General features: G+C 64.7%; 1 protein-coding gene and 1 pseudogene. Both read right to left on the minus strand.

What is annotated here, in order from left to right; all coding sequences use genetic code 11:
- Positions 1-244: pseudogene (locus IE97_RS0137855) on the minus strand (carbohydrate ABC transporter permease); the annotation flags it as partial.
- Positions 241-464, minus strand: a 224-nt coding sequence (locus IE97_RS0137860; RefSeq protein ID WP_030252233.1) for a MetQ/NlpA family ABC transporter substrate-binding protein, incomplete at its 5' end; no start/stop codon positions are given. The pseudogene IE97_RS0137855 and the gene IE97_RS0137860, both read right to left, overlap by 4 nt.

The following is a 464-nucleotide window of genomic DNA, read 5'->3' on the forward strand; positions in this document are numbered from 1 at the left end:
GGATCGCGGTGCCGAAGTTCGGCTGCTGGGCGGCGCGCACGAAGTTGTCGAAGGTGATCGACGAGGGCCACAGGGTCTGGTCGTAGGACCGGATCTCGTGGTTGGGCCGCAGCGCGCTGATGACCAGCCAGTAGACGGGGAAGATCATGACCAGGGCGATGCCGAGGCCGAGGACGTCGAAGCCGAGCCGGCTCTTCTTGCGGTCCGGGCGCAGTTCCTGCGGCGTCTGGGTCGTGGAGCTCATTCGACCTCTCCTGTCTTCATGAGCTGGCGCAGGTAGTACACGGCCACACCGGACAGCAGGAGAACCGTGATCAGGGCGATCGCGGTGCCCTGGCTGAACGAGGTGGACTCGAATGCCTTGGAGTAGGAGTAGAGGCCGAGGGGCTCCAGGTGGACGTCGCCGACCGGCACGATGTGGGTGCCGTTCTTCTTGGTGAAGTCGTCCAGGTAGGGCTTGTGCT

It is taken from the genome of Streptomyces sp. NRRL S-455 (assembly GCF_000717875.1).
Taxonomy (GTDB): domain Bacteria; phylum Actinomycetota; class Actinomycetes; order Streptomycetales; family Streptomycetaceae; genus Streptomyces.